16 protein-coding genes are annotated in these 22,610 nt (G+C 71.8%); 6 read left to right on the top strand and 10 right to left on the bottom strand.

All coding sequences use genetic code 11. The features are described 5' to 3' along the window. Positions 1–46: 46 nt before the first annotated feature. Positions 47–1,822, top strand: a complete 1,776-nt coding sequence (locus tag ACZ4TR_RS34915) for a maleylacetate reductase and hydroxyquinol 1,2-dioxygenase domain-containing protein (protein WP_465292084.1) — start codon at positions 47–49, stop codon at positions 1,820–1,822. Beyond that, entirely contained in the window at positions 1,819–3,561 is a 1,743-nt protein-coding gene (locus tag ACZ4TR_RS34910; protein WP_465292082.1) for an FAD-dependent oxidoreductase, read from the top strand. Before ACZ4TR_RS34915 ends, ACZ4TR_RS34910 begins: the two co-directional genes overlap by 4 nt. A gap of 112 nt (positions 3,562–3,673) precedes the next feature. Here the strand turns inward: ACZ4TR_RS34910 and ACZ4TR_RS34905 are convergent, their stop codons facing one another. The 4 genes from ACZ4TR_RS34905 to ACZ4TR_RS34890 form a co-directional block, all read right to left on the bottom strand. Next, complete coding sequence (locus tag ACZ4TR_RS34905) at positions 3,674–4,660, bottom strand: peptidylprolyl isomerase (RefSeq protein WP_465292080.1); 987 nt, start codon at positions 4,658–4,660, stop codon at positions 3,674–3,676. Between the two features lie 84 nt (positions 4,661–4,744). Beyond that, entirely contained in the window at positions 4,745–7,021 is a 2,277-nt protein-coding gene (locus ACZ4TR_RS34900) for a glycosyl hydrolase family 95 catalytic domain-containing protein (RefSeq protein ID WP_465292078.1), read from the bottom strand. A 25-nt stretch (positions 7,022–7,046) separates the two neighbouring features. Next, positions 7,047–9,341, bottom strand: coding sequence for a glycosyl hydrolase family 95 catalytic domain-containing protein (locus ACZ4TR_RS34895; protein ID WP_465292076.1), 2,295 nt, complete (start codon positions 9,339–9,341; stop codon positions 7,047–7,049). Between the two features lie 134 nt (positions 9,342–9,475). After that, positions 9,476–10,102, bottom strand: a complete 627-nt coding sequence (locus ACZ4TR_RS34890; protein ID WP_465292074.1) for a TetR/AcrR family transcriptional regulator — start codon at positions 10,100–10,102, stop codon at positions 9,476–9,478. Between the two features lie 46 nt (positions 10,103–10,148). Here ACZ4TR_RS34890 and ACZ4TR_RS34885 point away from each other — a divergent pair, with 46 nt between their 5' ends. After that, on the top strand, positions 10,149–10,991 hold the full coding sequence (locus ACZ4TR_RS34885; RefSeq protein WP_465292072.1) for a class I SAM-dependent methyltransferase: 843 nt from the start codon (positions 10,149–10,151) through the stop codon (positions 10,989–10,991). Here ACZ4TR_RS34885 and ACZ4TR_RS34880 read toward each other — a convergent pair. The 6 genes from ACZ4TR_RS34880 to ACZ4TR_RS34855 form a co-directional block, all read right to left on the bottom strand. Then, on the bottom strand, positions 10,988–12,397 hold the full coding sequence (locus tag ACZ4TR_RS34880) for a M1 family metallopeptidase (protein WP_465292071.1): 1,410 nt from the start codon (positions 12,395–12,397) through the stop codon (positions 10,988–10,990). The two genes, ACZ4TR_RS34885 and ACZ4TR_RS34880, sit on opposite strands and share 4 nt — an antisense overlap. A gap of 80 nt (positions 12,398–12,477) precedes the next feature. Continuing rightward, positions 12,478–16,374, bottom strand: a complete 3,897-nt coding sequence (locus ACZ4TR_RS34875; RefSeq protein ID WP_465292069.1) for a Pls/PosA family non-ribosomal peptide synthetase — start codon at positions 16,372–16,374, stop codon at positions 12,478–12,480. Between the two features lie 315 nt (positions 16,375–16,689). Continuing rightward, the gene (gene der / locus ACZ4TR_RS34870) at positions 16,690–18,159 is read right to left on the bottom strand and encodes a ribosome biogenesis GTPase Der (RefSeq protein ID WP_364525123.1); all 1,470 of its coding nucleotides are present in this window, start codon (positions 18,157–18,159) and stop codon (positions 16,690–16,692) included. A 16-nt stretch (positions 18,160–18,175) separates the two neighbouring features. Continuing rightward, a complete protein-coding gene (locus ACZ4TR_RS34865) occupies positions 18,176–18,835 on the bottom strand; it encodes a lysophospholipid acyltransferase family protein (RefSeq protein WP_465292067.1) in 660 nt (219 codons plus the stop codon). Next, entirely contained in the window at positions 18,832–19,536 is a 705-nt protein-coding gene (cmk, locus tag ACZ4TR_RS34860; RefSeq protein WP_284742753.1) for a (d)CMP kinase, read from the bottom strand. Before cmk ends, ACZ4TR_RS34865 begins: the two co-directional genes overlap by 4 nt. Before the next feature lie 219 nt (positions 19,537–19,755). Then, on the bottom strand, positions 19,756–20,322 hold the full coding sequence (locus ACZ4TR_RS34855; RefSeq protein ID WP_465292065.1) for a TetR/AcrR family transcriptional regulator: 567 nt from the start codon (positions 20,320–20,322) through the stop codon (positions 19,756–19,758). A gap of 91 nt (positions 20,323–20,413) precedes the next feature. On the opposite strand from ACZ4TR_RS34855, the gene ACZ4TR_RS34850 reads away from it, so the two are divergent. From ACZ4TR_RS34850 to ACZ4TR_RS34840, 3 genes are read left to right on the top strand one after another with little or no spacing between them, the layout of a single operon-like run. Further along, on the top strand, positions 20,414–20,782 hold the full coding sequence (locus ACZ4TR_RS34850; RefSeq protein ID WP_465292063.1) for a DUF4267 domain-containing protein: 369 nt from the start codon (positions 20,414–20,416) through the stop codon (positions 20,780–20,782). A gap of 36 nt (positions 20,783–20,818) precedes the next feature. Next, the gene (locus ACZ4TR_RS34845) at positions 20,819–21,301 is read left to right on the top strand and encodes a cation:proton antiporter regulatory subunit (protein ID WP_364464715.1); all 483 of its coding nucleotides are present in this window, start codon (positions 20,819–20,821) and stop codon (positions 21,299–21,301) included. Positions 21,302–21,307: 6 nt separating this feature from the next. Then, positions 21,308–22,501, top strand: a complete 1,194-nt coding sequence (locus tag ACZ4TR_RS34840; protein WP_465292062.1) for a cation:proton antiporter — start codon at positions 21,308–21,310, stop codon at positions 22,499–22,501. Positions 22,502–22,610 lie beyond the last annotated feature (109 nt).

The following is a 22,610-nucleotide window of genomic DNA, read 5'->3' as shown; positions in this document are numbered from 1 at the left end:
ACGAACGTGCAGGACCGCACGCCAGGCCGGCCGGATACTCGCTCGCATGACCTCGTTCACCTACGCCGCGAACCCCGTCCGGGTGGTCTTCGGCCGCGGCACGCTCGGCGCCCTCGGGGACGAGGCACGCCGCCTCGGGATGAGCCGCGTCCTGCTCATCGGCACTCCGCGCCACGCCGGCCAGGCCGCCGAAGCGCTCGGCCCGCTGCTGGCCGCGCGCTTCGAAGACGCCACCATGCACACCCCCGTCGACGTCACCGAGCGCGCGCTCAAGGTCGTCGCCGAGCACGACGTCGACGGCGTCGTCGCCATCGGCGGCGGCTCGGCCACCGGGCTGGCCAAGGCGATCGCCCTGCACACCGATCTGCCGCAGCTGATCGTCCCGACGACGTACGCGGGCTCCGAGCTCACCGAAGTCCTCGGGCAGACCGCCGACGGCCGCAAGACCACGCAGAAGACCCCGAAGGTCCGGCCCGAAACGGTCCTGTACGACGTCGGCCTCACGCTCGGCCTGCCCGTGCCCCTCTCCGCCGCCAGCGGCCTCAACGCGCTCGCCCACGCCGTCGAGGCCCGCTACGCCCCCGACGCCAGCCCGATGACCGACCTGCTCGCCGCGGAAGCGACGAAGCTGCTCACGAGCGCCCTGCCCCGCATCGCGCGGGATCCGTCCGATGCGGACGCGCGGACCGACGCCCTGCGCGGCGCGTGGCTGGCCGGGACGTGCCTCGACGCCGTTTCGATGGGCCTGCACCACGAACTCTGCCACCTCCTCGGCGGCAAGTTCGGCCTGCCGCACGCGGAAACGCACGCCGTCCTCCTCCCGTACGTCATGGCCCACAAGGGCCTCGACGACGCCGGTGACGTCTTCGAACTCGCCGCGAGCCTCCCCATCCCGCACTCGCTGGCCGAGCTCGGGCTCACCGAAGCGGACATCGCGGACGAGCCGGAGGCGGATCTGCTCCGCCAAGCGATCGCCGGCACCCGGCCCGCCGCACGCCCGAGTCTCAAGGCACTCACGAAACAGGTCGTCGACAGCTTCGCCGCCGCCCCGGACCGCATCCGCGAACTCCTCACCGACCTCGTCGAGACGCTCCACGGGTACGCCGTCCGCACCGACCTCACCCAGGACGAGTGGGAGTACGCGATCGGCTTCCTGACCCGGGCGGGCCACATCACGACCGACACCCGGCAGGAGTTCATCCTGCTGTCGGACACCCTCGGTGTGTCGAGCGTCGTCGACGTCCTGACGAACTCGCGGACGCCGGACACGACGCCGTCGGCCGTGCTCGGCCCGTTCTACGTCGAAGGGCCGCCCGAAACCCCGCAGGGCGCCGACATCGCGGCAGGGCTTCCGGGCACTCCACTGTGGACCGATATCCGCGTCACCGACACCGACGACCAGCCGGTGCCGGAGGCGGTCGTGGACGTCTGGCAGTCCAATGAGGACGGCTTCTACGACGTCCAGCTGCCCGACGTCGACGGTCCGGTGCTGCGGGCCCGGTTCCGCACCGACGCCGAGGGCCGGCTGCGTTTCCGGACCATCGTGCCGAGCGCGTACCCGATTCCCGCCGACGGCCCGGTCGGACAGATGCTCGACGCCGTGGGCCGGCACCCGTTTCGCGCGCCGCACGTGCACTTCATGATCGCCAAGCCCGGCTACCGGACGCTGATCACGCAGCTGTTCGTCGCCGGCGGCGAGTACCTCGACTCGGACACGGTGTTCGGCGTCAAGGACGGCCTGATCGTCGACTTCACCGAGCAGCCCGGGGGAACCGGGCGCCGGCTCGACTTCACCTTCCGCATCTCGGGGAGCAGCGCATGAGCTACGACACCGACGTCCTCGTGGTCGGCAGCGGACCGGCGGGCGGATCCGCCGCGCTGCTGCTCGCCACCTACGGCGTGCCGACCGTGCTGGCCACCAAGTACGGCTGGACGGCCAACACGCCCCGCGCGCACATCACCAACCAGCGCACCATGGAGGTGCTGCGCGACCTCGGCGTCGAGGACAAGGCCCTCGCCGTCGGGACGCCGCCGGAGCTGATGGGCGACACCGTGCTCTGCACGTCGCTGACCGGGCCGGAGATCGGCCGGATCGCCAGCTGGGGCACCGGCGACCGGTCGGCGTCGGAGTACACCGCGGCCAGCCCGTGTCACATGATCGACCTGCCGCAGACCTACCTCGAGCCGATCCTGGTGAGCGAGGCCGCCGCCCGCGGCGCGAAAGTGCGGCTGGACACCGAGTTCCTCGGCTTCACGCAGGACTCCGGCGGCGTCACCGCGCGGTTCCACGACCGCGTGCGCGGCGACGAGTTCACCCTCCGGGCGAAGTACCTGATCGGCGCGGACGGCGCGCGCAGCCGCGTCGCCGAGCAGGCCGGCCTGCCGATCGCCGGGCAGACCGGCAAGGCGGGCAGCATGAACATCACGTTCACCGCCGACCTCGGGCCGTACGTGGCCCACCGCCCGAGCGTCCTCTACTGGGTGATGCGGCCGGGTGCGCACCTCGGCGGGATCGGGATGGGCCTGGTCCGGATGGTGCGGCCGTGGAACGAGTGGCTGCTGACCTGGGGTTACGACATCGAGCAGGCCCCGCCGGAGGTCGACGTCGCAGAGGCGACGCGGCTGGTGCGCGACCTCGTCGGCGACCCGGACCTGGACGTCGAGATCACCTCGACGTCCCTGTGGACGGTCAACCACAACTACGCGACGGAGTACCGGAGTGGCCGGGTGTTCTGCGCCGGGGACGCCGTGCACCGGCACCCGCCGTCCAACGGGCTCGGCTCCAACACCTCGATCCAGGACTCCGCCAACCTCGCGTGGAAGCTCGCGATGGTGCTTCGCGGCGAAGCGGGCGAAGGGCTGTTGGACAGCTACAGCGCCGAGCGAGCGCCGGTCGGCAAGCAGATCGTCGACCGGGCGAACCTGAGCCGCGACCAGTTCGGACCGATCTTCGCGGCGCTGGGCATCACCGGCGACACCGACGCCGACGGCATCACCGCCGGGCTCGAGACCTGCCTCGCGCCCACGGCCGAGGGCGCGCTGAAACGGCGTGAGCTGGAGAGGGCGATCGAGCTGAAGCACTACGAGTTCAACGCCCACGGCGTCGAAATGGATCAGCGGTATGTCTCGGGCGCGGTGCTGCCGGACGGGGTCGTGGCCCCCTCGGAGCGCGATCCCGAGCTGTTCCACCGGCCGAGCACCGAGCCGGGTGCGAAGCTGCCGCACGCGTGGCTCGTGGGACCGCACGGGCGCCGGGTGTCCACTTTGGACCTCGTGGGCGGCGGCCGCTGGACGGTGCTGACCGGCCTCACCGGCACGGCGTGGCGCGACGCGGCGGCCAAGGTGGGCGCCGAACTGGGCCTCGACCTGCGCGCGGTACGCGTCGGCGACCCGGAGGGCCGGGACGCGTACGGCGACTGGTCCCGGCTGAGCGGCATCGACGAGGACGGCTGCCTCCTGGTCCGCCCGGACGGCTACGTCGCCTGGCGCCACCGCACAGCCGACGCGGAAGCGGCGAAGTCCCTCCTGACGGCGTTGCGAACCCTCCTGGACCGTGCTTGAAGGGTCGACACGCGTGATTGAGCGGGCATCACCTGTGATTGCAGGGGCATCGCACGTGATGCCCCTGCAATCACGCGTGATGCCTTTCTGATCACGCGTGATGCCCATTCCTTCACGGGGTGGTGACCTCGGTGAAGGTGACCGGGATCTTCGGGGGGCCGCTGCCGTCGCCGATGCCGGGCTTGGACGTGTCGATTCCGCCCTGGGCGACCTTGTCCAGGACTTCGAGACCGGCGTCGTCGATGCGGCCGAACACCGTGTACTCCGGCGGGATCTCCGTTTTCCCGAAGACCAGGAAGAACTGGGACCCGCCGGTGTCGGGTTCGGCCGTCTTCGCCATCGCGAGGATGCCGCGGCCGTAGGTCAGCTCGGGGAACGTCTCGTCCTTGATCGTGTAGCCCGGCCCGCCGGTGCCGTCGCCGGCCGGGTCTCCGCACTGCAGCATCTGCAGGCCCGTCGTCACCGACAGCCGGTGGCACGACGTGCCGTCGTAGAACCCCTGCTTCGCGAGGCTCAGGAAGTTCACCACCGTGCACGGCGCGAGCGCGCGGTCGAGCGTCAGCACGATGGCGCCCGCACTGGTCTCGAGTTTCACGTTCAAAGTCCCCGACGACGGCGCCGGCCCGTCCGGTGGCGGTGTCGCCGGCTTCGGCGCGGGTGACCCGGGGGCGGGCGTGAACGCACAGGTGATCGGGTTGGCGAGCGGCCTCGGCCGCGTCGGCATCGGGTGCCGGCCGCCCGCGATCGACACCGGGGCGCTCTCCGTGGTCGTCGGCGCCACGACCGAGGTCGGCGAGGGCGACGCCGTGAACCGCCCGATGGCGCCCTCGCCGTCCGGCTCGCGCAGGAAACCGGGGTAGCCCCAGGCCAGGAAGGCCAGCGCCATCAGGATGACGACGATGACCGACCCGACGATCAGCACGACGGCGGCGGGCGAAGTCTTCTTCGGCGGCACCGGCGGCTGCCACTGCGGGTACTGGGAGAACTGCTGGTAGGGCTGCTGCGGACGCGCGTCATACCCCGGGAAGGGCGGCTGCGGCGGTGCCCCGTTCGGACTGTCCCCATCCGGCCGCTCCCCTGGTGGCCCCGGCTCGCTCATCCCGCTCCCCTCGTCAGGAAGCCCATTCTGCCGCGCGGGCCGGCTCCCCGGGCGCGAACCCGGAAAGCCTGCCCGATCAGCCCCTCACGGCAGCCCCCACGGCACGCTCGCCCCGCCCGGCGCGACCGGCCGCACGCCGAAGTCCGGCCGGTCGCCCTTCCGGTGCACGAAGGCGTCCTCACCGCGGGCCAGCTCCACCTGCACGTCACCGTTGCCCAGCCGCCGCCAGTGCCGCGAACGGCCTCGCGCGTCCGTCACCGCGAGGTCGCCCTCGATGCCCGGCCGCAGCACGCAGGGCGCCCCCGCCTCGCTGTGCACCTTCAGCCAGCGCGTCTTCCCCCCGGCCCGGGACGCGCTCAGCAGGAACGCGCCCTCCGTGCGGAAGTCGCGCAGCGCGATGTCGCCCCAGGCCGCGGGCACCGCGGGGAACAGCCGGAGCACGCCACCCCAGCTCTGCACCAGCATGTCCTGCAGGGACTTCGCCGCGGACAACGGCGTCTCGATGACCGGCCCCGACTCCTTGTACATCGTGTTCGGCTGGATGTACCGGCGCTGCAGCTCGCCGAGGTAGAACGCCGCCTGCTCGCCGCGCAGCATCTGCGCCGAGATCGACGCCGCCCCGGTGAACGTGTACCCCTGCAGCGCTCCCTCGAAGCCGACCCAGTGGTTCAGCGACGTCTCGATGATCTGCCGGTGCTCCGGCTGCTCCCACGTGACGTCGTAGAGCGGGTAGATCTGCAGCAGGTGCGAGTAGTGCCGGTGCGACTTCGCGAACGGGACACCGGCGCCGATCATGTACCCGTCGGCGTCGGCCGGGTAGTCCACCAGCGAAGCCAGGACCTCCCGCCACCTCGGCGCCAGCGGGTCGCCGGGCGCATTCTGCAGGAGCGTCTTGCAGCCCCAGCGGATGAGCGAGAGGTCGTAGTTGCAGTCGGGCGCGTTGACGCCGTACTCGGGCGAGAACGTCGGCGGCAGGTGCAGCTTCCCGTCCGGGCCCGGCGCGAGGAAGTGCAGGTAGTAGTTGATCGCCCTGCGCAGCAAGGGGACCAGCGTGCCGGACAGCAGCTTCCGGTCCATCGTGTGGCGGTAGGACAGCCACACGTTGTGCAGCGCCCACGTCAGGTTGCCGACCTCCGGCGTCGGCGTGTCCTGCCCGGGAACGCCGACCGGGAACCCGCTGGTGGCGTTCGAGACGCCGTTGAGCAGGGTCATGTCGGTCGTGCGCGGGATGCCCGCGGAATCGGCCTGGTACGGCGATGCGACCTGGCTGGTCAGGTTGGCGCGGTACTTGTCCAGCGCATAGCTGACGGCGTCCAGTTCCAGGTGGTTCGAGCCGTGGATCAGCCAGTATTCGAGCTGGACGTTGAGGTTCCACCACGTCGCCGGCCACGGCGTGTTTTCCAGCCACGGCCCGGACGTCGCCATCACCGGCGCCTCGCGCCGCGCCGCCGACGCCACCTTGTACAGCTGGATCCAGTAGAAGCTCTGCAGCCGGGTGTCCGGAATGGACAGGAAGCTCGCCCGGTAGTAGTCGTGCCACCAGCGCCGGTGGTCCTGGGTGAGCGCCCCGAACGGCTCAGCTCGGCGAACCGTCGAGAGCGCCCGGGCGGTCGCCGTCTTCGCCGGGTGCGACCAGGCCACCGACGTGTACAGCGTGCGCGTGCCGCCGCGGGTGACCTCCCGCCAGGCCGTCACGTGCTCGCCGCCGGCCAGCAGCGGCTGGACGGCCAGCCGCGCGTCCCCGCTGCCGTTCAGCTGCACCGGCGGGTTCGCGGTGTAGCCGGCGGGCGGCGGCTTGTTCCACACCGGGTCGGCGCGCGGGCTGACCGCGACCGCCGGGTGGAAGACCCACTTGAACGCGCGTTCCCCCTCGGAGGGGCGGATCTCGACGGCCAGCAACGACTGTCCGGTGTGGACGATCGCCCACAGGCTCAGGCTGCCCGACGTCGTCGTGATCGTGCCGGTCAGCTCGGCGTTCCACAGGTCCATCCGCCAGTCGATCGCGGTGATCGCGCCGACCGGTTCGAGCGTGAAGTACCCGATCGGCAATCGGGCGAGGCCGAACAGCGAGCCGAACTCCGGGCGGTGGTCCTGCACCTGGCTGTGCTGGACGGTGAAGCGGATCGCGTTCTGCCCGGGCTCGGCGTAGATGCCGGAGCCGAGGAACCCGTTGCCCAGGAAGGGACCTTCGTACCAGGTCTTCGGCAGCCGCCGCCAGTGCAGGTCCGCGGTGCCGAGGAACCCGGCCCAGCCGAAGTCGTCGCTGCCGGGCACGTCGGCGAAGGCGGGGGTGATGCCGGCCGCGCCCGCCGCGATCCCGGCGAGCGCCCCGCCGAGCACGGTCCTTCGGGTGATGTCCATTCCGACCTCCTTGTCGAAAACGGGTTCAGCTCGGCAGGCCCCACGCCGGTGCGGGGCCGAGGGCGGGAACGTCACGGGGCGCGCAGTCCGGCCGCGCACCGCGCGGGGTGACGACGGCGGTGCCGCCATGCCGCAGCCCGATCGCGATCCGCCCGGGCCCGGCCGGGCGCCACGGCAGCCGCCGGCCGTGCTCGTCCCGGACGTCGACGTCGCCGGGGACGCCGTGCTGCAGCACCAGCGGCTCGCCGGCTTCACTGCGCACACGTACGAACTCCGTCCTGCCGCCTCGGCGGGAGGCGTCCACGAGGAACGCGCCTTCCGCGCGCAGGCCCGCGATCGACGCATCGCGCCAGGTCGCCGACACCGACGGGAAGACCTTGAGCACGCCGCCGGACCCCTGCATCAGCATGTCCACCACGGACTGGGCGGCGGTGACCGGGCTTTCGATCGCGAAGTTCGAGCCTTCGCGGTACATCGTGTTCGCGGTCAGCCCGGTATCGGCGACGATGTTGCGGTCGAGGAAGAACTTCAGGTAGCGCAACGCTTCCTCGGGCGCGTCCATCACCGAGCTCATCGACGACGCGGCCGCGTAGCTGTAGCCGTGCCAGGCGGTCTGGTCGGCGATCCAGTGCCGGAACGTCCGCGTCATGACGTCGCGGTCGGCGGGGCGGTCCCACACCTTCTCCCGCAGCGGGTAGAGCCACAGCAGGTGCGAGAAGTGCCGATGCGACGCGGACAGGGGGACGCCGTCGCCGATCAGGACGCCGTCGGCGGCGGTTTCGTGGTACGGCGTCAGTTTCGCGCCGATCTCCCGCCAGATGGGGACGCGTGGTTCGTCGAGGCGCAGGATCCGCGCGGTGTCGACGAGCGTGCGGGCGGCCCAGCGGATCAGCGACAGGTCGTAGGTGCAGTCGGCCGCGTCGGCGTACTCCGGCGACCGGGTCAGCGGCAGGTGCAGGGACCCGTCCGGGCCGGTGAAGAGGAAGTGGCGGTAGAAGTTCAGGGCCTTCGCCAGCGTCGGGTACAGGACGTCGCGCAGCACCCGCCGGTCCAGGTGGTGGCGGTAGGCGAGCCAGACGTTGTGCAGGCCCCACAACAGGTTCCCGGTTTGGTCGGTCTTGGACGTCGTCCCGGGAACGCCCACCGAGCGCGTGCCGCCCGGCCGCAGCCGCCAGTCGCCGGGATGCGAGAGGGCGTAGGTGTCGCCGTCGCGGTAGGCGGGCGGCACGGACGTCTCCAGGTTCGCGTGGTCGCGCCGGAAGGTCTCGGTGACGGCGTCGAGCTCGGGGTGGTTGCTGCTGTTGACGATCGGGTAGGTGACCTGGACGTTGAGGTTCCACCAGACCGCGGTCCAGCTGTTGCCGACCTCGGGGAACCACGGTCCCCACTCGGACACGACCGGCCCGCCGGCGCGGGTGGCGGCCGCGATCTTGTAGAGCTGGATCCAGTAGAACCGCTGGATTTGCTTGTCCGGCACCGAAACGAAGCTGCGCGCGTGGTAGTCGTTCCACCAGCGGCGGTGGCGGGTGAGCAGCGCGTCAGGGTCTGCGGCAAGCGCTTTCCGGACGGCTTCGAGAGCGTCGGTGGTGTGCGTCGTGCCCGGGAAGCTGTAGGCGACGGTCGCGGCGAGCAGCCGTCGCGCCCCGACCGAGCGTTCGCGCCAGGCGGTCGTGTAGCCGCCCCCGGCGAGCATCGGCTGCGCGCAGTACCCGGCACCGAGCTCGGGCGCGGGGTTCGCGACGTACTCGGGTGGCTTCCGGACGGTCCGGGTGGTCGCCGACTCCAGCGGCTGGAACGCCCACGCCGCGCCGGTCTCCCCCGCGCTCGGCGTGAGCGAGACGAGCAGCACACCCAGGTCGTTGTGCACGACGGCGGAGAACGCGACCGAGCCCTGGGTGGTGGTGATCGTGCCGCCGAGCTCGGCGTTGTAGAGGTCGAGCGTCCAGTCGACGGCGGTGATCGCGCCGGCGAGGGTGAGCGTCAGGTAGCCGATCGGCAGGCGGGACAGCCCGATCCCGGCCTCCCAGTGGACGCGCTGGTCCTGCACCTGGGTGTGGCTCAGCATCACCTTGAGGACCTGCGGTGTCTTCCCGGCGTAGACCTGCGCGCCGAGGTAGCCGTTGGCGAGGAACGGGCCTTCCTGCCAGTTCTTCGGGAGCCGCTTCCAGACCATGCGCGCGTCGGCGGCGACGTCCCGATGCGGGTTTCCCGGCCGCGCGGCGGCGGGCGGTGCGGCTCGGGCCCAGAGTCCCCCGAACGCGGCGGCTCCCGCCACGACCGAGGCAGAGCGGAGCAGGGTACGCCGCGACACTGCGTCCATGAAGCATCCTCCGAATTCATACTACGTTTCGGTGAGATCAGCAGGCGGCGTGCGGCCATACTTGCAGAAGGCGTCCCGAAACGCCAGGAGGATTCACCCGGAAAGCGGCATATACATCCGATGTATCTGGTCGCTCAGCTGCTGTCGCAGAGCTGAGCGACCAAGGTGCCGGCCACCCAGTCCTCCCACCGCTCCGGCGACCAGCCGCGGTCGCGGACGAACACCTGGTAGAGCTCCGGGCTGAGGACTCCGAACAGCAGGTCGGCGGCGTGCTCGGCCGTCGATCCGACGCGCACTCCGGGCTTGGTCACCAGCGACCGGGCGGCTTCCAGGTGCACGGCGAACCGCGGGTCGGCGCCGTCGTCCCACTGCCCGGCGATCGCCGGGTCGGCCGCGGCGGCCGCGCGCAGCATCTCGACGATCGGGGCGACGCGCTCCAGGATCCCGCGGGTGCCCCGGACGAGCAGCCGCAGGTGCGACTCGGCCGTCGGGGCCGCGAGAACCTCCCGGAACCACTCTCGGTCCATCGTCGCGACCGGCTCGAGGTCGCCCGCGATGGCCACGTCGACCAGTTCCTTGAGCAGCACCCGTTTGTTGCCGAACGTGAAGTAGATGGTCTGCACGGCGACACCGGCGCGGTCGGCGATCTCCTTGAGGGTCGTCGCGCCGTACCCCTTGACGACGAACAGCTCGCGCGCCGCCTCCAGCATGCGCCGGCGCGTCCCAGCGGCGTCTCGGGCCCGTTTCTTGCGCTGCTCCATTACTAGAGTGTACATCTAGAGTACAACTCTAGTAACGGAGGAACCCATGCAGGCCATCGCCAACGTCCGGCAAGCCGAAGCCTGGAACGGCTGGGAAGGCGCGCACTGGGCGCAGAACCGCGCCCGGTACAACGCGACCGTCGCCGCCTTCAACGACGACCTCTTCCGGTGTGCCGCGGTCGCGCCGGACCACCACGTCCTCGACGTCGGCTGCGGCACGGGCCAGGTCACGCTGCTGGCCGCGCGGCGGGCGGACCGGGGGCACGTCGTCGGAGTCGACCTCTCGGCCCCGATGCTGGAGCGCGCCCGCGCCGACGCGGCCACCCAAGGCATCGCCAACGTGCGGTTCGAGCAGGGCGACGCGCAGGTCCACCCCTTTCCCGACGCCGGGTTCGACGTCGCGATCAGCCGGGGCGGGGTGATGTTCTTCGAGGACGCCGTGGCCGCGTTCGCCAACATCCGGCGCGGGCTGCGGCCCGGCGGGCGGCTGGTGTTCATCGGCCCGCAGGGCGGTACGCCGGACAGTGAATACGCCCGCGCCACCACGGCGCTGCGGCCCCTGATGCGCAAGCCGTCGCCCGCTTCGCGCGGCATGGGATCACTGGTCGACCCGGCCCGCATCCGCGAAGTGCTCGACGCGGCCGGCTTCACCGGCATCCGGATCGAGCCGGTCACCGCGCCGATGGACTACGGCCGTGACGCCGCCGACGCGGCCGAGTTCATCCTCGGCCAGGGGCCGGTCCGCAGCAATCTGGCCGGGCTCGACCCGGGCGTCGTGGAGCGGACGCGGGAACAGCTGCGGGCGGGGCTCGAAGCGTTCGAGACGCCCGAAGGCGTTCGCATTTCGGGCGCGGTCTGGCTGGTCGACGCCACCCGCGGCGGATCCTAGGCCCCCGGCAGCGGGGGCAACGCCGTCGTCGAGAGCCAGCGTGTGAAGAACGCGTCCAGCGACCGTCCCGCATACGCCGCCGCCATCGCCACGAACCCCTCCGTCGTCACGACGCCGTGGCGGTGGTCGACCGCCCACGCCTTCAGCAGCGCGAAGAACGCCGGATCGCCGATCTCCGCCCGCAGCGCGTGCAGCGTCAGCGCTCCACGCTTGTACACCCGCTCGTCGAACATGCGGGCCACACCCGGGTCGGCGATCCGGACGTCCGCCGGCTTGGCCTTGATCCGCGTGTGCCAGCCGCGGGCCAGCGCCTGCGCGGACTGCCCGCCCGACTCCTCCGACCACAGCCACTCGGCGTAGGTCGCGAAGCCCTCGTTCAGCCAGATGTGGCGCCAGTCGGCCACCGTCAGGCTGTTGCCGAACCACTGGTGGGCCAGCTCGTGCGCCACGAGACGCTCGTGGGTGCGGCGGCCGTCGACGTGGTTGGCGCCGAAGATCGCCATGCCCTGGGCCTCGATCGGGTCGTCGAGGTCGTCGTCGGTGACGACGATGACGTACTCGCCGAACGGGTACGGGCCGAACAGCCGCTGCAGCATCTCCAGCATCCGGCCCTGCCGCCCGAAGTCGCGTTCGAAGAGGCGACGCAGCCGCGGAGGTACGGCGGCCCGCTGCGGTACCGATTCGAGGACCGACTCGACGCGGCCGTGGCCGAAGCCGACCATCAGCCGGCGCGCGCTCACGCCCGTGCGCGGGAACCAGCCGCGGCCGGACAGCTCGAGCTCGTCGTAACGGCCGATCTGCACACTCATCAGGTACGTCGCCGTCGGCTCCGGCCGCTCGAAGACCCACCGCGTGGCGCTGCCGCCGATGACGCGCTCGACCAGGTCGCCGGTGACCGCGACCAGGTACGGCGACGCCGTCGTCACGGTGACGCGGTAGGCCGCCTTGTCCGCCGGGTGGTCGTTGCACGGGAACCACGACGGCGCGCCGACCGGCTGGCTCGCCACGAGCGCGCCGTCGGTCAGCTCGTCCCAGCCGACGTCGCCCCAGCGGCTGCCCACCGGCCGCGGGTTGCCGACGTAGTGGACCTCGACGGTGAACGCGGCCCCCGCCGCAACCGCCTTCGCCGGCCGGACGTGCAGCTTCGCGCCGCGCTTCAGGTACTTCGCGGCCTTGCCGTCGACCAGCACGCGGTTGATGCGGAACTCGCCGAAGTCCAGGCTGACGCGGGAAAGCGCCTGCGTCGCCTCGGCCGTGATCACCGCCGAGGCCGAGAGCCGGTTCGGCGCGACCTTGTAGTCCAGGTTCAGCTCGTAGTGCCGGACCCGGTAGCCGCCGTTGCCGTGCGCGGGGAGGTAGGAGTCACCGGAAGTGTCCGCGCCGGGAGCGGGGGCCTTCGAAATCACCCGTGGCGAACCTTTCCTCGTGCGTGCTGGGACCAGGCTCGCACGGAGAGGTGAATCCGGCGCGCCTGGCCCCGCTTTCGTTACTTACCCGGCCACGCGGAGATCGGGTTGCCGAGCCAGCGGGTGTCGGCCGGCACCTCGTCGCCGCGGGTCACCAGCGACCCCGGGCCGACCGTGGTGCGCGCGCCGATCCCGGCACCCGGCAGCACGATGCCGTGTGGGCCGAGCGTCGCGCCCTCGCCGAGCACCACCCGCGACATGCTCATGATCCGGTCGTGGAACAGGTGCGTCTGCACCACGCAGCCGCGGTTGATCGTCGCGCTGTCACCCAGCGACACGAGGTCCGCCTCGGGCAGCCAGTACGTCTCCAGCCAGACCCCGCGGCCGATCTTGACGCCCATCGTGCGCAGCCAGGCGCCCAGCAGCGGGGTGCCGCCGAGCGAGCCGATCAGCCACGGCACCGCGAGGGCCTCGACGAAGGTGTCGGCCAGCTCGTTGCGCCAGACGAACGAGCTCCACAGCGGGTGGTCGATCTCGCGGAACTTGCCGACCAGCAGCCACTTCATGACGGTCGCGGTCAGCGCCGCGACGATCCCGGCGGCCAGCAGGGCGGGCCCGGCCAGCAGCGCGGCGACGCCGAAGCCGAACGCCGTCGCCGCCCACAGCAGCCCGAAGGCGACCGAGACGGTCAGCGCAACCCCGCACATGACCGGGATGATCCGGCACAGTTCGACCAGCGCCCGCGCCGCCTTGAGGTGCAGCGCCGGGGTGTAGGTGCGGCTCGTGTCGGCGTCGCCGATCGCGCGGCGGACCGGCAGCGGCGGCATGCCGAGGTAGGACGAGCCCTTCTTCGCCTTCAGCGGCGTCGAGGACAGGACACCGACCAGGCCGCGCTTCGGCACCGAACGGCCGGGCGCGGTCATCCCCGAGTTGCCGAGGAAGGCCTGCTTGCCGATCCGGGCCGGGGCGACGTGCAGCCAGCCGTGGCCGAGCTCGTAGGTGGCGACCATGGTGTCGTCGGCCAGGAACGCGCCGCTGTCGACCTTGGTCATCTTCGGCAGCGCCAGCACGGTGGACGCCTCGACGTTGCGGCCGACCTTCGCACCGAGCAGCCGCAGCCAGACCGGGGTGAACAGGCTGGCGTACAACGGGAACAGGCCTTCGCGGGCCATGCTCATCAGGCGTTCGGTGGCCCAGACCTGCCACGCGACGCGGCCGTGCACCGGGTGGTAGCCCTCGACCATGCCGATGCTCAGCAACCGGACGCCGGCCAGCACGAACAGCATGTACGCGGCGAAGTACGCCACGGTCGCGACCGGCACGAAGATCAGCGCCTGGACGAACGCCGCCAGGAGCGTCGGCGCACCGGCGATCGCGTAGCCGAGCACGGCGACACCGGCCAGCGCCGCGATGCCCGGCAGGAAGCCGAGGAGCAGCGAGGTCGCGCCGTACACGGTGGCCCAGAAGTGCGACCGCGGCGGGCGGCTCGACGGCCACTTCAGCGCGTCCTTCGCGTCCTTGCCGTCCTTCCCGACGGGCGCCGCGGGAGAACCGGCGAAGTGCTGACCGGCCTTGACCACGCCGCGGACGGTCGACCCGGCCGCGATCTCGGCGCCCTTGCCGATGCGGACGCCGGGGAACAGCGTGCTGCGCGCGCCGATGCGGGCTTCCGCGCCGATGCGGACCTTGCCGATGTGCACGCGGTCGCCGTCGACCCAGTGCCCGGTCAGGTCGACCTCGGGCTCGATCGCCGCGCCGCGGCCCAGCTTGAGGAAGCCGGTGACCGGCGGCGGCGAGTGCAGGTCGACGTCCTTGCCGATCCGCGCGCCGAGCGCCTTGGCGTAGGTCGTCATCCAGGAGGCACCCGCGACGCTGTCCGCGCCGGAGAACCCGGCGAGCTTCTCGGCCGTCCACAGTCGCAAGTGGACACTCCCGCCGCGCGGGTAGGTGCCGGGACGGACCCCCGAAAGCAGCACACGCGCGCCGCCCGCGGCGATCGCGATCCGGCCCGCCGGGCTGAACAGCGCCACCCAGGCCAGGCCGATCCACGCCCAGCTCAGCGTCGGCGCCCAGGCGAACCCGAGCAGCGAAAGGATGTTCGACAGCGCGGCGGCCAGCGTCGCCCAGCGCAGGCCGACGAGACCCATCAGCGGAACCATCAGCAGCGTCTGGATCACCCCGGCGCGACGCGGGGTCGGCGCGATGTCCCGGCGCTCGGTGGCCTGGCCGCTCAGCGCGTCCAGCACCGCGGCCATCGCGCCCAGCTTGGGGTGGGCGTAGATGTCGGCGACCGACACCTGCGGGTGCCGGGTGCGGATCCTCGCGACGACCTGCGCGGCCGTCAGGCTGCCGCCGCCGTGGGTGAAGAAGTCGGCTTTCGGGTCGTCGACCGACACGCCGAGGATCTCGGCCCAGCCTTCGGCGAGCCACGTCTCGGTCGGCGACAGCCCGGTGGCGTCCACTGTGGACAGCGGCCACGGGAGGGCGGCGCGGTCGACCTTGCCGGAGGTGCGGGTCGGCAGGTCGTCGACGACGGCCAGCAGCGGCACCAGCGCGGCGGGCAGGTGCTCGCGCAGCCGGGTCGCGGCCTGGTCGTGATCGAACTTTTTGCCAGGAGCCGGCACGACATAGCCGACGAGGACCTGGTTGCCCGCCTTGGTGCGGCGGATCGCGGCGGCCGCCCCCTGCACGCCCGGGAGCGACTGCAGTGCGGCGTCGACCTCGCCCAGCTCGATGCGGCGCCCGCCGAGCTTGACCTGCTCGTCGAGGCGGCCGAGGAACAGCAGGCCCTCTTCTTCGGCGCGGACCATGTCGCCGGAGCGGTAGGCGCGCTGCCAGCCCAGCGACGGCAGCGGCGCGAACTTCTCGGCGTCCTTCTCGGCGTCGAGGTAGCGGGCCAGGCCGACGCCGCCGATGACCAGCTCACCGGTCTGGCCCATGGCGACCGGCTCACCCTCGTCGTTGACGACGGCGAGCTGCCAGCCGGCCAGCGGCAGGCCGATCCGGACCGGCCCTTCGCCGGTCAGCTGCGCGGCGCAGGCGACGACGGTGGCTTCGGTCGGGCCGTAGGTGTTCCAGACTTCGCGGCCTTCGACGGCGACGCGCTCGGCCAGCTCCGGCGGGCACGCTTCGCCGCCGAAGATGAGCAGGCGGACGTCTTCGAGCGCGTCGGCGGGCCACAGCGCGGCCAGCGTCGGCACGGTCGAGACGACGGTGATGCCCTGCGCGACCAGCCACGGGCCGAGGTCGACGCCGGTGCGGACCAGCGCACGCGGCGCCGGCACCAGGCAGGCGCCGTGGCGCCAGGCCAGCCACATCTCTTCGCAGGAGGCGTCGAAGGCGACGCTCAGCCCGGCCAGGACGCGGTCGCCCGGGCCGATCGGCTCCTCGGTGAGGAACAGCCCGGCTTCGGCGTCGACGAACGCGGCGGCACTCGCGTGGCTCACCGCGACACCCTTGGGCTTGCCGGTGGAGCCGGAGGTGAAGATGATCCACGCGTCGTCGGCCGGGCCGGGGACGCCGTCACGGCCACCCGGGGTGCTGTGGACGTGGATCTTGCCGTCGGTGGCGACCGCCGCGACCTGGGCTTCCTCGAAGACCAGCTCGGCGCGCTCGTCCGGGTCGTCCGCGTCGACCGGCACGTAGGCGGCGCCGACGGACAGGGTGGCGAGGATCGCGACGTACAGCTCGGCGGTGCCGGAGGAGATCCGGATGCCGACGCGGTCGCCGAGGCCGACGCCGTAGCTCTTGAGGCGGCGCCCGTAGGCGTCGATCTCCTCGAGGAGGCGGCGGTAGGTCAGCGTCGTGGTGCCGTCGTCGATCGCGGCGGCGTTGGGGTGCTGCTCCGCGGTGGCGGCGAGGACGTCGAGCAGGGTGCGCTCGCCGGCCCCGAGGCCGGACCAGAACAGCGCTCGGTCGGCGACCGGGGCGAGGGTGACTTCGGGGGCGGGCTCGACCGGTTCGATGGTGACGGTCATCGGCCACTCACCTCGGCCGTGACGCAGACGTGCAGGGACGAACCTCGGGCGCGCAAGCCCACCACTCACCTTCCGGGAGCCTCACCGGGCTTGCTCTCCGAACGAGGCGCCCGCAACGACCCTTCACCATACCCGCAGGTGAAGGAAAGATATCCGCACGGTCACGACGGAGTGTCGGACCTCACGAAGATCGCCGTGACCGGAGGGGCATCACGCGTGTTCAGAGAGGCATCACGCGTGATTGGAAGGGCATCGAGAGTGATGCCCCTCCAATCACGGGTGATGCCCGCCGGATCACGCGTGATGCCCGAAACGTCACCGGGATTTGGCGGGACGGGCCGCTTTTCCGCCGATCTTCTGTTTCGCCTTCTTTTCGCGAACCCGCACATTCACCCGGACGGGGCTGCCTTCGAAGCCGAACTGCTCACGGAACTTGCGCTCGATGAACCGGCGGTAGCCCGCCTCGAGGAAGCCGGTGGTGAACAGCACCAGCGTCGGCGGCCGGATGCCCGCCTGCGTCGCGAACAGCACCTTCGGCTGCTTGCCGCCGCGGACCGGCGGCGGGGTGGCCGCGATCAAGTCGGACAGCCACGCGTTGAGCTGCCCGGTCGGCACGCGCTTGTCCCACGACGCCAGCGCCGTCCGCAGCGCCGGGGCGATCTTGCGCACCGAACGGCCGGTCAGCGCCGAGACGTTGACCTTCTCCGCCCACGGGACGCGGACCAGGCCGCGGTCCAGCTCGCGGACCATCGCGTGCCGGCGGTCCTCGTCGACCAGGTCCCACTTGTTGAACACCAGCACGCACGCGCGCCCGGCCTCGACGACCATGCTCAGCACCCGCAGGTCCTGCTCCGAGATCGGCTCCGCCGCGTCCAGCAGCACGACCGCGACCTCGGCGGCGTCGATCGCCGTCTTGGTGCGCAGCGAGGCGTAGTACTCGGCGCCGGCGGCGAAGTTGACGCGCTTGCGCAGGCCCGCCGTGTCGACGAACCGCCAGGTCTCGCCGTCCAGCTCGACCAGCGAGTCGACCGGGTCGACGGTGGTGCCCGCGACCGAGTCGACGACCGAGCGCTCCTCGCCGGAGAGCTTGTTCAGCAGGCTCGACTTGCCGACGTTCGGCTTGCCGACCAGCGCGACGCGACGCGGCCCGGACGTCGCGGCGACACCCTCGCGCGGCGCCTCAGGCAGGGTCTTGAGGATGGCGTCGAGCAGGTCGCCGGAGCTGCGGCCGTGCAGCGCGCTGACCGGGTGCGGCTCGCCGAGGCCGAGCGACCACAGCGACGCGGTGTCCGCGAGCAGCCGGTCGTCGTCGACCTTGTTCGCCACCAGCAGCACCGGCTTCTTCGAGCGGCGCAGCACCTTGGAGGCGGCTTCGTCGGTGGCCGTGGCACCGACCGAGGCGTCGATCACCAGCAGGATCGCGTCCGCGGTCTGCATGGCCAGCTCGGCCTGGGCGGCGACGGAGGCCTGCAGCCCGGTCGCGTCCGGCTCCCAGCCGCCCGTGTCGACCAGGGTGAACTTGCGCCCGCCCCAGTAGGCGTCGTAGGCGACGCGGTCGCGGGTGACGCCCGGCACGTCCTGCACCACGGCTTCGCGGCGGCCGATGATGCGGTTGACCAGCGTGGACTTGCCCACGTTCGGCCGCCCGACCACGGCGAGCACCGGCTGCGCGAGCGCGGCCTCCTCGGCCGCTTCCGCCGCCTCGATCTGCGCGTCCAGCTTGGCGAACTCGGTCTCGTCCGACCAGGTGCCGTCGACTTCGCCGACGCTGTCCAACTCTTCCATCAGAACCCAATTTCCCTTATGGCGAGCCGAATCCGTTTTCGGAACGCCAATCGTCCAAAGTCTTCACGAGCGCCGCGAGCTCGCCGCGCAGCTCTTCGGTGCCCTGGTCGAGCCCGGTCTTCCCGGGTCCGACCTTCGGCGTGAACGGCTCCCCCACGAGGATGTCCACGCGCGGGCGCCAGCGCCGCTTGCCGTCCGCCGGCTTGAGCGTCCCCCGCGTCGCGACCGGGAGCACGGTCGCGCCGGAGGCCCGGACCAGCCAGGCCGCGCCGCGTTCGGCCGCACCGACGTCCCCGGCACCGCGGGTGCCTTCGGGGAAGATCCCGACGACGCCGCCGTCTTTGAGCACCCCGGCCGCCGTCATCAGCGGCTTGCGGTCGATCGCGCCGCGCTTGAGCGGGATCTGCCCGATGGCCACCAGGAACTTCCCGGCCACGCCCTTGAACAGCTCGGCCTTGACCAGGAACGCCGAACGCCGCGGCAGCATTCCGAAGATCAGCTGCGGTTCGATCATGGAGCTGTGGTTCGCGACCACGAGCACCGGCCCGGTGGCGGGCATGCGCTCACGGCCGTGCACGCGAATGCGGAAGGCCGACCGCAGATGATACCGGCCGAAGATTCGCCCGGCGTCGTGGAGCCAGCCGACGGAGCCCTCGGGCAGTCCGTCAGCTTTCATCGAGCTACCTCTGCGTTGCACCCCGCCAGCAGTCCGCGGTGGCTGGCGAGCTCACTGAGGGCGACGATCACCTGGTCGATCGACAGTTCCGACGTGTCGACGTGCACGGCGTCGTCGGCCGCGCGCAGCGGCGAGGCGGTGCGAGTGGAGTCGAGGTGGTCGCGGCGCTCGACGCTGGCCAGGGCGTCGGCGACCGACGACTTGCGCCCGGCGGCGGTGTCCTGGGTGCTGCGGCGCGAGGCGCGGACGTCGGCCGAGGCGGTCAGGTAGACCTTGAGCGGCGAGTCCGGCGCGACGACGGTGCCGATGTCCCGGCCCTCGACGACGATCCCGCCGCGGTGCCCGACCACGTCGTCGATGATCTGCCGCTGCCGGGCGACGAGCAGCTCCCGCACGTGCGGCACGGCCGAGACGGGGGAAACGGCCTTCGTGACCTCGGGCCCGCGGATGTCGGCGGCGACGTCCTCGCCGGCCAGCCGGATCTCGAGCCGGTCGGGGCTGGTGCCGATGCCGAAGTCGGTCTTGTCCGCCAGCACGGCGACGGCGGCCGCGTCGGCCGGGTCGACGCCGGCCCGCAGCACGGCGAGGGTGACCATCCGGTACATGGCGCCGGTGTCGAGGTAGCCGGCGCCGAGGCGCTGGGCGAGCTTGCGCGCGACGGTGGTCTTCCCGGTCCCCGACGGGCCGTCCAGCGCGACCACACCTCGTAGGGCTCCCGTCACCGGCACTCTCCTCGCGTTCTCGTCTCGTTCGGGCCGTCCCCCATTCTGCCGGTCGGGCCGTGCGGGAGATCAGTCGCCCCGCACGGGGCCGACTTCCGCCGTGTCGTCCTCCCCATCACGCGTGTCGTCCTTCCAATCACGCGAACCGACCGTCCGGGTACGCGAGCCGACCCTCCGGGTACGTGGATCGGCCCGGGCTCAGCCGTCCCGCGCGCCGAAGCGGGCGACCACCAGCTCGAGCCGCCCGGCTCGGTGCGCGGGCGACAGACGGTGCCCGCGGTCGAGGGTGATCAGGCCGTGCAGGGCGCCCCAGAACACCTCCGTCAGCGTTCCGGCGTCCTCGTCGCCCGCCACCGGTTCGACCACGGCGAACAGCCCGTCGAACGCCTCCTTCATGACGGCGGGCGTGTCGTCCTGGGCGAACGGCAGCTCCGAGGCCAGCGTGAACATCGCGTCGTACAGCGCGGGTTTCGCCTCGGCGAACTCCAGGTACGCGCCCGCCACTCCCGCGACACCGCGGTCGCGCGCCGCCGCCAGCGCCGAGGCCAGCTCGCCGAACCCCTCCAGCGCGGCCGCCGTCATGATCGCGTCCTTGCCGCCCGGGAAGTGGCTGTACAGCACCGGCTGGCTGTACTCGATCAGCGCCGCCAGCCGGCGGGTCGTGACCGCTTCCCAGCCCTCCGCCTCGGCGAGCTCCCTGGCCGCGGCGACGATCCGCTGCCCTCGCTCGGTCCGGTCGCGCACTCGCCGTTGTCGCTGGGTCATACGTCACATGCTAGCACTGCTAGACAAACTAGCGCCGCTAGACTAGCGTTGCTAGCAATCCTAGCGATGCTAGAAACCTGGAGGGAACACCATGCTCGTCACCGGCTACGTCCTCGTCGCGATCGTCTCGCTCGGCATCATCTACGTCGGCCTCAACTACCTCTTCGCGCCGGCCAAGATCGCCGCGGGCTTCGGTTTCACCGAGGTCCCCGAAAACGCCGAAAGCTTCCTCAACGTGAAGGGCGGCCGTGACATCGGGGCCGGCCTGATCCCGCTGGCCCTGATCGTCTACGGCGACCCGCACGCGCTGGGCTGGGTCATCCTCGTCGCGGCCGTTTGGCCCGTCTTCGACATGCTGATCGTCCTGCGCCACCGGGGTAAGAAGGCCATCGCCTTCGGGGTCCACGGCCTGACCGCCGCGGTGATGGTGGTCGCGGGCCTGTTCCTGCTGCTCGGCTGAACGTCGCGAATCGGACACGTGGGTTACGGTGGTTGGGTGAACGTCGAAGTAACCCCCCTGCCCGGCATCGGGGTCCGCAAGGACTTCAGCACCCGCACCGGCCGCCGCATCGGCGTCGTCACCCAGCGGGACGGCCACACCGAGCTCATCGTGTCGAAGGCGGACGACGCCGACGCCTGCGCCGCCTCGATCCCGCTGACCGCGGACGAGGCGGGCACGCTGGCCAACCTGCTCGGCGCGCCCCAGCTGGTCGCCCAGCTCACCGAGGAGCACCGGGACCTGCCGGGGATCAGCACGCGGCAGCTGCCGATCAAGCCGTCCGGCCCGTTCGACGGCCGGACGCTCGGCGACACGGCGATGCGCACGCGCACGGGCGTCTCGGTGGTCGCGGTCGCGCGGGCGGGGCAGGTGCACCCCTCGCCCACGCCCGACTTCACCCTCACCGGGGGCGATCTGCTGGTCGCGGTCGGCACGAGCGAGGGTCTCGAAGCCGCCGCCAAGATCCTCAAGTACGGCTGAGCCACGATGGACCACACCGCGCTGTCCCTGATCGAACTGGGGGCGGTCTTCTTCGTGCTGGGCGCGCTCGGGCGCCTGGCCGGCAAGATCGGCCTTTCCCCCATCCCGCTCTATCTGCTCGGCGGCCTGTGCTTCGGCTCCGGTGGGCTGATCCCGCTGACCGACATCGGCGGCTTCACGCACCTGGCCAGCGAAATCGGCGTCGTGCTGCTGCTCCTGCTGCTGGGGCTCGAATACTCCGCGGCCGAGCTGTTCACCGGGCTGCGCCGCTCGTGGACGGCGGGCCTGCTCGACATCGTCCTCAACGCCGCCCCCGGCGCGGCCGTCGCGCTGCTGCTGGGCTGGGGCCCGGTCGGCGCGATGGTGATGGCGGGCGTCACGTACATCTCGTCGTCCGGGATCGTCGCGAAGGTCCTCGGCGACCTCGGCCGGCTCGGCAACCGCGAGACGCCGGTGGTGCTGTCGATCCTCGTGTTCGAAGACCTCGTGATGGCGCTCTACCTGCCGATCCTCACCGCGGTGCTCGGCGGCGTCAGCTTCCTCGGCGGCATGGAGGCCGTCGGGATCTCGCTGCTGGTGATCACCGTGGTGCTGGTGATCGCGCTGAAGTTCGGCCGGTACGTCTCGGCCGCCGTCGACAGCCCGGACCGCGAGGTGTTCCTGCTCAAGGTGCTCGGCGCGGCGCTGCTGGTGGCGGGGCTCGCGTCGGCGATGCAGGTGTCGGCCGCGGTCGGCGCGTTCCTGCTCGGCATCGCGATCTCGGGCTCGACGGCGGAGAACGCGACGCACCTGCTGGAACCGCTGCGGGACCTGTTCGCCGCGGTGTTCTTCGTGGTGTTCGGGCTCAACACGAACCCGGCGTCGATCCCGCCGGTGCTCGGCTGGGCGATCGTGCTGGCGGTGGTGACGACGCTGACGAAGGTCGGCACCGGCTGGTGGGCGGCGCGCCGCCAGGGCATCGGGAAGATGGGCCGGGCCCGCGCCGGAGCGGCGCTGGTGGCGAGAGGCGAGTTCTCGATCGTCATCGCGGGCCTGGCGGTGACGGCGGGCGCGGTGGAGGGTGAACTGGCGGCCCTCGCGACGGCGTACGTGCTGCTGATGGCGATCCTGGGCCCGACGGCGGCGCGGGTGGTCGAGCCGATCGCCCGCGCGCTGCAACGGAAGTCGGCGACCAAGACCGCGCCGATCGAGGCGGGCTAGCCCCGGTCCGGAGCGCCCCAATGTGGCATTGGGTGCGTCAGACGCACCCAATGTGGCGTTTGGTGTGTTCCCCGCCCCCAACAGCACACTGGGGTGGTGGGGGTCCACG

Source organism: Amycolatopsis sp. NPDC028719, assembly GCF_055565395.1.
The sequence above is the reverse complement of the archived record's forward strand: the minus strand, read 5'-3'. Positions and strand labels throughout refer to the sequence as shown.

Excerpts from the sequence above, each read along its gene's own strand:
- ACZ4TR_RS34915 (WP_465292084.1), top strand. The coding sequence starts at position 47 with ATGACCTCGTTCACCTACGCCGCGAACCCCGTCCGGGTGGTCTTCGGC.
- ACZ4TR_RS34910 (WP_465292082.1), top strand. The coding sequence starts at position 1,819 with ATGAGCTACGACACCGACGTCCTCGTGGTCGGCAGCGGACCGGCGGGC.
- ACZ4TR_RS34905 (WP_465292080.1), bottom strand. The coding sequence starts at position 4,660 with ATGAGCGAGCCGGGGCCACCAGGGGAGCGGCCGGATGGGGACAGTCCG.
- ACZ4TR_RS34900 (WP_465292078.1), bottom strand. The coding sequence starts at position 7,021 with ATGGACATCACCCGAAGGACCGTGCTCGGCGGGGCGCTCGCCGGGATC.
- ACZ4TR_RS34895 (WP_465292076.1), bottom strand. The coding sequence starts at position 9,341 with ATGGACGCAGTGTCGCGGCGTACCCTGCTCCGCTCTGCCTCGGTCGTG.
- ACZ4TR_RS34890 (WP_465292074.1), bottom strand. The coding sequence starts at position 10,102 with ATGGAGCAGCGCAAGAAACGGGCCCGAGACGCCGCTGGGACGCGCCGG.
- ACZ4TR_RS34885 (WP_465292072.1), top strand. The coding sequence starts at position 10,149 with ATGCAGGCCATCGCCAACGTCCGGCAAGCCGAAGCCTGGAACGGCTGG.
- ACZ4TR_RS34875 (WP_465292069.1), bottom strand. The coding sequence starts at position 16,374 with ATGACCGTCACCATCGAACCGGTCGAGCCCGCCCCCGAAGTCACCCTC.
- der (WP_364525123.1), bottom strand. The coding sequence starts at position 18,159 with ATGGAAGAGTTGGACAGCGTCGGCGAAGTCGACGGCACCTGGTCGGAC.
- ACZ4TR_RS34865 (WP_465292067.1), bottom strand. The coding sequence starts at position 18,835 with ATGAAAGCTGACGGACTGCCCGAGGGCTCCGTCGGCTGGCTCCACGAC.
- ACZ4TR_RS34855 (WP_465292065.1), bottom strand. The coding sequence starts at position 20,322 with ATGACCCAGCGACAACGGCGAGTGCGCGACCGGACCGAGCGAGGGCAG.
- ACZ4TR_RS34850 (WP_465292063.1), top strand. The coding sequence starts at position 20,414 with ATGCTCGTCACCGGCTACGTCCTCGTCGCGATCGTCTCGCTCGGCATC.
- ACZ4TR_RS34840 (WP_465292062.1), top strand. The coding sequence starts at position 21,308 with ATGGACCACACCGCGCTGTCCCTGATCGAACTGGGGGCGGTCTTCTTC.